Origin of the sequence: Streptomyces populi, assembly GCF_002911015.1 — a bacterium.
In the GTDB taxonomy this organism is placed as follows: Bacteria; Actinomycetota; Actinomycetes; order Streptomycetales; family Streptomycetaceae; genus Streptomyces; species Streptomyces populi.
This window is the reverse complement of record NZ_KZ627039.1, coordinates 1-8,746: the sequence shown is the minus strand read 5'-3', so window position 1 is coordinate 8,746 and position 8,746 is coordinate 1. Positions and strand designations below refer to the sequence as shown.

7 protein-coding genes are annotated in these 8,746 nt (G+C 70.6%); 4 read left to right on the top strand and 3 right to left on the bottom strand.

The features are described 5' to 3' along the window. Positions 1 to 59: 59 nt before the first annotated feature. Positions 60 to 2,093, bottom strand: a complete 2,034-nt coding sequence (locus CW362_RS41820) for a hypothetical protein (protein ID WP_103554815.1) — start codon at positions 2,091 to 2,093, stop codon at positions 60 to 62. Positions 2,094 to 2,301: 208 nt separating this feature from the next. Continuing rightward, positions 2,302 to 2,523: a hypothetical protein gene (locus CW362_RS41815; protein WP_103554814.1), complete on the bottom strand. Its 222-nt coding sequence runs from the start codon at positions 2,521 to 2,523 to the stop codon at positions 2,302 to 2,304. A 133-nt stretch (positions 2,524 to 2,656) separates the two neighbouring features. Here CW362_RS41815 and CW362_RS41810 point away from each other — a divergent pair, with 133 nt between their 5' ends. Next, positions 2,657 to 3,631, top strand: coding sequence for a carbohydrate kinase family protein (locus CW362_RS41810; RefSeq protein ID WP_103554813.1), 975 nt, complete (start codon positions 2,657 to 2,659; stop codon positions 3,629 to 3,631). Between the two features lie 87 nt (positions 3,632 to 3,718). Here the strand turns inward: CW362_RS41810 and CW362_RS41805 are convergent, their stop codons facing one another. Then, the gene (locus tag CW362_RS41805; RefSeq protein WP_103554812.1) at positions 3,719 to 5,101 is read right to left on the bottom strand and encodes a cysteine desulfurase/sulfurtransferase TusA family protein; all 1,383 of its coding nucleotides are present in this window, start codon (positions 5,099 to 5,101) and stop codon (positions 3,719 to 3,721) included. 297 nt (positions 5,102 to 5,398) lie between these two features. Between CW362_RS41805 and ctaC the strand changes: the two genes are divergently transcribed. The 3 genes from ctaC to CW362_RS41790 are packed head-to-tail and all read left to right on the top strand — an operon-like array spanning position 5,399 to position 8,486. Beyond that, positions 5,399 to 6,364 (top strand): aa3-type cytochrome oxidase subunit II, encoded by a 966-nt coding sequence (gene ctaC / locus CW362_RS41800; protein ID WP_103554811.1) that lies wholly within the window; start codon positions 5,399 to 5,401, stop codon positions 6,362 to 6,364. Next, positions 6,361 to 8,091 carry an aa3-type cytochrome oxidase subunit I gene (gene ctaD / locus CW362_RS41795; RefSeq protein ID WP_103554810.1) on the top strand — a complete coding sequence of 577 codons (1,731 nt, stop codon included), beginning with the start codon at positions 6,361 to 6,363 and terminating at the stop codon, positions 8,089 to 8,091. The genes ctaC and ctaD overlap by 4 nt, the downstream gene beginning before the upstream one ends. Continuing rightward, positions 8,088 to 8,486, top strand: a complete 399-nt coding sequence (locus CW362_RS41790) for a cytochrome c oxidase subunit 4 (protein WP_103554809.1) — start codon at positions 8,088 to 8,090, stop codon at positions 8,484 to 8,486. Before ctaD ends, CW362_RS41790 begins: the two co-directional genes overlap by 4 nt. Positions 8,487 to 8,746: the final 260 nt, after the last annotated feature.

Below are 8,746 nucleotides of genomic sequence, written 5' to 3'. Positions count from 1 at the left end.
GGGGACGCCGCCTTCGCGTGTCCGGGACCGGCCGGTCCGCCGCCAGAGGGGCTCCGTCGCTAGCGGGGTTCCGCCGGCGTCGCCGCGGAGGTCTCGGGGACGCCGAAGCGCCCGTGGTGGATCGCCTTGCCGTCGCTGCCCACGACCTCACGGCCGTCGAGCGGCGCGTCCAGGCGCACCGTCCTCTCGTAGATCTTGGCGATCATGATGCAGGCCTTGTTCTTCCAGGGCTTCTCCGTCACGGTGACGGTGACCTTGTCGGAGGTCTCGTGGGCCGAGACGGTGTAGTCGGCGCACACACCGCCGGTGAAGTCGACCTTCAGATCCCTGCCGTCGGCCGTGTAGCCCTGGACCGCGACGTCGTGCGTGGCCGTCGGCGAGGACGGCTGCCCGGACGGCACCGGCACCGCCGGCTCGGCGCTCGGCGGCGCCGGTGACTGCGGCGAGGCCAGGAACGCCGGGTCGACCGCCGTGTGCGTCACGGTGTACGTGTCCTGCGCGCCCGGCGGCCGCACCTCGAACAGCCAGGACGGCACCAGCGCCTGGCGCCCGTTCGCGCGCTGGGCCGCCAGCCCGAAGGTGGCCTTCTCGACCGTCGTCGCCTGCGGCTCCGCCGGGGAGGGGTGCTCGCACGGCGTCTCGTCCCGGTCCTTCAGCGGTACGGGGCTGGCGCAGCCGCCGATGCCCATGCGCCGGCCGTCCGTCGCCGGAGCCGAACCGTTCATCAGATCCAGCGTCTTGCGCGCACTGACGACCGGGTACGCGTCACCCTCCACCGGTGTCTTCAACTGGCCGCTGCCGCCGACGACATGACCGGACGCGCCGATCCGCAGGCCCGTCGTCCACCCGTACGTGGGCAGTCCGCCCACCACCGGATCGGCGTTCACCACCCGCACCTGGCCCATCAGCTGGCCCGCGTCCAGCTTCGCGCCGTCCTGCCCGAGGGCCTTCAGCACGGGCGCGGCCGCCTTCCTCGCCGTCGCCTCGCTCACCGGGTCCTGCGCGGAACCGGTGGGGGAGCCGGAGTCGCCGGGCGAGCACGTCGTGACCTTGACGCAGTTGTCGCCTCCCGGCAGGGCGGAGGCGAAGGTCCAGGTCCCCGGCGCGTCCGCGGTGACCCGCAGATTCGGCTCGGTCCCGTCCTTGACGGCGCCGACCGTCCAGGCGTCCCCGGCGAGCCGGGGCGTGCCCGCCAGGCCCAGGGCCTTCGCGAGCCGGGCCACCTCGGCCCGCGTCACCCTGCCCTCGGCCCACCGCACGTGCGCCGAGCCCGGACCGGTGGGGAGCGCGCCCTTCGCGCGGTAGGCCGTGCCGTAGGGGTCGGGCTCGCCGGGCGCGATGCCGCCCGTACCGCCCGTGCCCCCGGTGCTCGCGGCGTAGCCGTCGAGGACCAGCCGTGGCGGGGCGGTGTCCTCGGCGCCGGATGCGGCGGAACGGACGCCGCCGGACGCCGTCGAGGCCATGTACGCGCCGCCGCCCCCGACGAGCAGCACGGCGGCGACGACCGAGGCGACGACCACCGGCGTGCGCCGCCGGTGTCCCTCACCGGCCCCGCCGCCCTCGACGGGCACCACGACGGCATCCGTCACGGGACCTGCGGCAACGCCTTCCTCGGGACGCCCGGCCCCGGCGGAAGCCGCGACGGACTGCTCGGCGTCGTCTCCGCCGGGGTTCCGGGCGGAAGCGGCGGACGCGGTGGAGGGGGAAGCGTCGCCGGGGTCCTGCGCACGGCTTTCGACGGCCGCCCCACCGGACCCGGCGTCCGCCTCCGCCGCCCCTTCGGCGGAGCCCGGGGGCACGTCTTCGGCGCCCCCGTCCCGGTCCTCGCCGGAGCCGACGCCGACGCCGGAGACCGCGGTCTCCTCGGCGGGGCTCGCGGCGTCGTCCTCGGCGGCTTCCGCGACCGCGTCCTCGGCGCCGCCCTCGGCGGGACCCGCGACGCTCCCCTCGGCGGCGGCGCCGTCGTTCCGGTCCTCGCCGGAACCTCCGTCGGAGGTCGCGGTCTTCTCGGCCGCGACGGCGTCCTCGGCGTGACCCCCGGCCCGGCCCCCGGCGGGATCGGTCGCGTCGTTGTCGGGTCGCTCGGTGCTCACCGCATCGCTCCTTCGGCTCCACTGCTGTCCCATGACCCGGCCCTGTCGATGACGGGCACTCCTGGGTCGTATGGCGCATCCCCCTTACCGGGGACAGCGATGGGACGCAGCGGGGGAGCGCACGGTTCCCTGCGGGCGCACTCCGTTTCACCCGTCCGGCGCCGCCGGGGCTCTCACCCGTACGGCGGCACCGTCCGGACGCCGCCGGTCAGTCGCCGTAGTCGGACATCGCGTCCAGCAGTCGCGCCGAGGCGGGCGGAACGGTCACCCCGTGGATGAGGGAGGGGGAGACGTGGAGGGGCGGGACGGGTGCGGGAGCCGACCAGTGACCGGCCATCCGGGCGCAGTCGCCGCGCAGCGACGCCAGATCGCCCTCCAGGTCGCCGACCGGGCCGAGCGGAGCGGAGCCATGGACTTTGAGGTTCGTCATACCGGAACCGTAAGCACCGTCACCGTCACGAAGAAAGATCTACTATCGGGTAGTTTTGGCCCTTCAGGGGTCGCGTGCGGACCCGGTAGCGTTAACTGTCAATCCCCTCCCCTCGCAGGAGCGTGTCCTAGCCGTGCGTATCGCAGTCACCGGCTCCATCGCCACCGACCACCTCATGACCTTCCCCGGCCGTTTCGCCGACCAGCTGGTCGCCGATCAGCTGCACACGGTCTCCCTCTCCTTCCTGGTCGACAACCTCGACGTCCGCCGGGGAGGGGTCGGCGCGAACATCGCGTTCGGCATGGGCCAGCTCGGTACCCGCCCGATCCTGGTCGGAGCGGCGGGCTCCGACTTCGACGAGTACCGCGCCTGGCTGGACCGGCACGGAGTCGACACCGCCTCCGTGCGCATCTCCGAGGTGCTGCACACCGCGCGCTTCGTGTGCACCACGGACGCCGACCACAACCAGATCGGCTCCTTCTACACGGGCGCGATGAGCGAGGCCCGCCTCATCGAGCTCAAGGCCGTCGCGGACCGGGTCGGCGGTCTCGACCTCGTCCTGATCGGAGCGGACGACCCCGAGGGGATGCTCCGCCACACCGAGGAGTGCCGCTCGCGCGGCATCCCGTTCGCCGCCGACTTCTCGCAGCAGATCGCGCGCATGAACGGCGACGAGATCCGGGTCCTGCTGGAGGGCGCGACGTACCTCTTCTCGAACGAGTACGAGAAGGGGCTCATCGAGTCCAAGACGGGCTGGAGCGACGAGGAGATCCTCTCCAAGGTCGGCCACCGGGTGACCACCCTCGGCTCGCGCGGTGTCCGCATCGAGCGCGTCGGCCAGGACCCGATCGAGGTCGGCTGCCCCGAGGAGGAGCTCAAGGCGGACCCGACGGGTGTCGGCGACGCGTTCCGCGCCGGCTTCCTCTCCGGTCTCGCCTGGGGAGTCTCCCTGGAGCGCGCCGCCCAGGTCGGCTGCATGCTCGCCACCCTGGTCATCGAGACGGTCGGCACGCAGGAGTACCAGCTGAGCCGCGCCCACTTCATGGACCGCTTCACCAAGGCCTACGGCGACGAGGCCGCCACCGAGGTCCGGGCGCACCTCTCCTAGACCCGTGTCACCGGACCGGGGCCCGCCTCCGTCGGACGGAGGCGGGCCCCGGCCGGTCCGGCGGAGGCCGGGGCGCCCGGCCGGGTCCTACGCCAGCCGGCGCACGACATAGGCCGAGCCGTGCTCCGCCGGCTCCTCCCCGACGTACTCCTGACCCCGCATCTCGCACCACGCGGGGATGTCGAGGCGGGCGGCCTCGTCGTCGGACAGGACCCGGACCGTGCCGCCGAGGGGCACGTCCCCGATGACCTTGGCCAGCTCGATGACGGGGATCGGGCAGCGCCTGCCCAGCGCGTCGACCACCAGCGCGTCGACGGACGCGGGCACCTTCGTCACCGCCGTCGGCGCCCCCAGCTTCTCGCGGACCCCCGAGACCACCCCCGGGAGGACCGACAGGAAGCGCTCGACGTCCTCCTCCCCGGTGCCGGGCGGCAGTGACACCCGCACATTGCCCTCGCTCAGGACACCCATGGCCTTCAGGACATGGCTGGGGGTCAGGGTGCTGCTCGTGCAGGACGAGCCCGAGGAGACCGAGAAGCCCGCGCGGTCCAGTTCGTGCAGCAGGGTCTCCCCGTCGACGTAGAGACAGGAGAAGGTGACGATGCCCGGGAGTCGGCGGACCGCGTCACCGACCACCTCGACGTCCGGCACCAGCGTCGGCACCCGTGTGCGGATCCGCTCCGTCAGTTCACGCAGGCGTGCCGCCTCCTGTGCCGCCTCCGCCTGGACGGCACGCAGCGAAGCCGCCGCGGCGACGATCGCCGGAACGTTCTCGAACCCGGCCGCCCGTCCCGACTCCCGCTCGTCCGCAGGACCTTGGGGCGCGAACCGCACCCCCTTGCGCACGACGAGCAGTCCGACGCCCGCGGGGCCTCCCCATTTGTGGGCACTTGCCGTCAGCAGGGACCAATCGCCCTCCACCCGGCCCCAGCCCAGCGACTGGGCCGCGTCCACCAGCAGGGGCACCCCCGCCTCCCGGCACAGCCGTGCCACCTCGGCCACCGGCTGCTCGGTACCCACCTCGTGGTTGGCGGACTGGAGACAGGCCAGCGCGGTCCCCGGACCCAGCGCCCCGGCGTAGGAGGAAGGGGACACCCTTCCGGCGCGGTCCACCTGAACGCGGGTCACCGCGCCGCCCGCCGCCTCGTGGAGGTCCGCCGAATGGAGCACCGAAGAGTGTTCGACGGCTGACACGATCAGGTGGTGTCCGACGCGCCGCCGGCCCGCCAGGGCGCCCTCGATCCCGGAGTGCACCGCACGGGTGCCGGAGGTGGTGAAGACCAGTTCGTCGGGACGGCAGCCCACCGCCTCGGCCGCCGCCTCGCGCGCCGCGTCGAGGAGCAGCCGGGCCCTCCTCCCCTCGCGGTAGAGGCGGGCGGGATCGGCCCACCCCTCGTCGAACGAGGCTTGCAGGGCCTGCCGGGCGACGGGGTGCAGCGGGGCCGCGGACGCGGAGTCGAAGTAGGACACGCCCCCACGCTAGCTCCGCGAAGGCCGGTGCTCGCTCGCCGCCTACCCTCCCAAGAGGGCGTCAGAAGCCATCCGGACCGGGGCATTCCAGGTACTCTGAGGGGGCCTCGCAGGCCAAACAGCACTCCTTCGGGGAGTCGGGCGGCGCGTTGGGCACCCTCCCCGCGCGACCCCAAATAGCGTCCAGTAGGGTTTGGTCCGCATAAACATCCAAACCCCTGCCCGACGCAGGGCGGCGACCGACCAGCGAGAAGGCCGCAGCCAACAGCGCGGGCGAGACTCTCGGGAAGGCGCTACGTGAGTCCCAACGGCTCCGACCGCTCGCCGCGGCGCCCGATGCGGCGGAAGCTGCTGCAGGCAATGACTGCGGGCCTGGTCCTGGCGACAGCCACTGGTTGCTCGTACAACTGGGAAGACTTCCCCCGCCTTGGTATGCCCACCCCGGTCACGGAGCAGGCTCCGCGGATCCTCTCCCTCTGGCAGGGCTCGTGGGCGGCCGCGCTCGCCACGGGCGTGCTGGTCTGGGGCCTGATCCTGTGGAGCGTCATCTTCCACCGGCGTAGCCGGACCAAGGTCGAAGTTCCTCCGCAGACCCGGTACAACATGCCCATCGAGGCGCTGTACACGGTGGTTCCGCTCATCATCGTCTCGGTGCTCTTCTACTTCACGGCACGCGACGAGACGAAGCTCCTCAGCCTCAGCCCGAAGCCCGACGTCACGGTCAACGTGGTCGGCTTCCAGTGGAGCTGGGGCTTCAACTACATCGAGGACGTCCCCGGTTCCTCCGGGAACGCCAAGACCGACCCGAACCTGGCCGCCATTCCGGACCGGTTCAAGAAGGACTTCCCGGCGAACGCCGGCGGTGTCTACGACGTCGGCACGCCCGCCACGAAGAACCCGCAGACGGGCAACCCCGGTCCGACCCTCTGGCTCCCCAAGGGCAAGACGGTCCGCTTCGTCCTCACTTCGCGTGACGTCATCCACTCCTTCTGGGTGGTGCCGTTCCTCATGAAGCAGGACGTCATCCCGGGGCACACCAACTCCTTCCAGGTGACCCCCAACCGTGAGGGCACCTTCCTGGGCAAGTGCGCCGAGCTGTGCGGCGTCGACCACTCCCGGATGCTCTTCAACGTGAAGGTCGTCTCCCCCGAGCGCTACGAGGCCCACCTCAAGGAGCTCGCGGCGAAGGGACAGACCGGTTACGTCCCGGCCGGCATTGAGCAGACGGGCCACGAGAAGAACCGGGAGACGAACAACCTGTGAGCATCCTCAACGAACCCCAGGGTGCCGCCGAAGACTCGTACGAGAACGAGCTGCCGGTGCGGCGCAAGCAGCCCGGCAGCGTCGTGGTCAAGTGGCTCACCACCACCGACCACAAGACGATCGGCACGCTCTATCTGGTCACGTCGTTCGCGTTCTTCCTGGTCGGCGGCGTCATGGCGCTGCTCATGCGTGCCGAACTGGCCCGCCCCGGACTGCAGATCGTGTCGAACGAGCAGTTCAACCAGGCGTTCACGATGCACGGCACGATCATGCTGCTGATGTTCGCGACGCCGCTGTTCGCCGGTTTCACGAACTGGATCATGCCGCTGCAGATCGGCGCGCCCGACGTGGCGTTCCCGCGGCTGAACATGTTCGCCTACTGGCTGTACCTCTTCGGCTCGACGATCGCGGTCGGCGGTTTCCTCACCCCGCAGGGTGCGGCCGACTTCGGCTGGTTCGCCTACAGCCCGCTGTCCGACGCGGTCCGCTCGCCGGGCATCGGCGCCGACATGTGGATCATGGGTCTGGCGTTCTCCGGCTTCGGCACCATCCTCGGCGCGGTCAACTTCATCACCACGATCATCTGCATGCGCGCTCCCGGCATGACGATGTTCCGTATGCCGATCTTCGTGTGGAACGTCCTGCTCACCGCGGTCCTGGTGCTGCTGGCCTTCCCCGTCCTCGCGGCGGCGCTGTTCGCCCTGGAGGCGGACCGTAAATTCGGTGCGCACGTGTTCGACGCGGCCAACGGCGGAGCCCTGCTCTGGCAACACCTCTTCTGGTTCTTCGGACACCCAGAGGTGTACATCATCGCGCTGCCGTTCTTCGGCATCATCTCCGAGGTCATCCCGGTCTTCTCCCGCAAGCCGATGTTCGGCTACATGGGTCTGATCGGCGCGACCATCGCGATCGCGGGCCTGTCCGTGACGGTGTGGGCGCACCACATGTACGTCACCGGTGGCGTACTGCTCCCGTTCTTCTCCTTCATGACGTTCCTCATCGCCGTTCCCACCGGCGTGAAGTTCTTCAACTGGATCGGGACGATGTGGAAGGGCTCGCTGTCCTTCGAGACACCGATGCTCTGGGCCGTCGGCTTCCTCATCACCTTCACCTTCGGTGGTCTGACCGGCGTCATCCTGGCCTCGCCGCCGATGGACTTCCACGTGTCCGACTCGTACTTCGTGGTGGCGCACTTCCACTACGTGGTCTTCGGCACGGTCGTCTTCGCGATGTTCTCCGGCTTCCACTTCTGGTGGCCGAAGATGACCGGCAAGATGCTCGACGAGCGCCTCGGCAAGATCACCTTCTGGACGCTGTTCGTGGGCTTCCACGGCACGTTCCTGGTGCAGCACTGGCTGGGTGCCGAGGGCATGCCGCGCCGTTACGCGGACTACCTCGCGGCCGACGGTTTCACCACGCTGAACACGATCTCGACGATCAGCTCGTTCCTGCTCGGCCTGTCGATCCTGCCGTTCCTCTACAACGTGTGGAAGACGGCCAAGTACGGCAAGAAGGTCGGGGTCGACGACCCGTGGGGCTACGGCCGTTCGCTCGAGTGGGCGACCTCCTGCCCGCCGCCGCGGCACAACTTCCTCACCCTGCCGCGGATCCGCAGTGAATCCCCGGCCTTCGACCTGCACCACCCGGAGATCGCCGCTCTCGACCAGCTCGAGAACGCCGGTCACGGTTCGTCGGCCCTTCCTGGCGGAAAGGAGGCCGGCAAGTGAAGGTCCAAGGCAAGATGTTCATCTGGCTGGCGCTGTTCATCCTCATCATGGGGGTTGTCTACGGCGTCTGGTCCAAGGAGCCGGCCGGTACCACGGCCCTCTTCATGGGCTTCGGCCTGAGCATGATGATCGGCTACTACCTGGCCTTCACGGCCCGGCGGGTCGACGCCATGGCACAGGACGACAAGGAGGCCGACGTCGCGGACGAGGCCGGCGAGGTGGGCTTCTTCAGCCCGCACAGCTGGCAGCCGCTCGCGCTCGGCGTCGGTGGCGCGCTCGCCTTCATGGGCGTCGTCTTCGGCTGGTGGCTGCTGTACTTCTCGGCCCCCATCATCATGCTCGGCCTGTGGGGCTGGGTCTTCGAGTACTACCACGGTGAGAACCGCACCCAGTAGCACGCGCTGAACACACGGGAGCCCGGACACTCCGTCAGGAGAGTCCGGGCTCCCTCGTTCGCCACGACTTGTGTCCCTCGCTCGGCTCACCCGGCGCGCCGTGCTTGACGGGCGTTCATAGCGTGGACTCATGAAGCACTCACCGCGCATCCGCACGGTCGTCAGCTGCACCGCGCTGGTGGTCGCCCTCGGCGCCGGCGCCGCCGCCTGCGGCTCCGACGACCACCCGCTCTCGGCGAAGCCGTACGACGCGGCGGGAC

Bases quoted from the DNA above. Each gene is read 5' to 3' on its own strand.
- CW362_RS41815 (WP_103554814.1), bottom strand. From the start codon at position 2,523: ATGACGAACCTCAAAGTCCATGGCTCCGCTCCGCTCGGCCCGGTCGGC.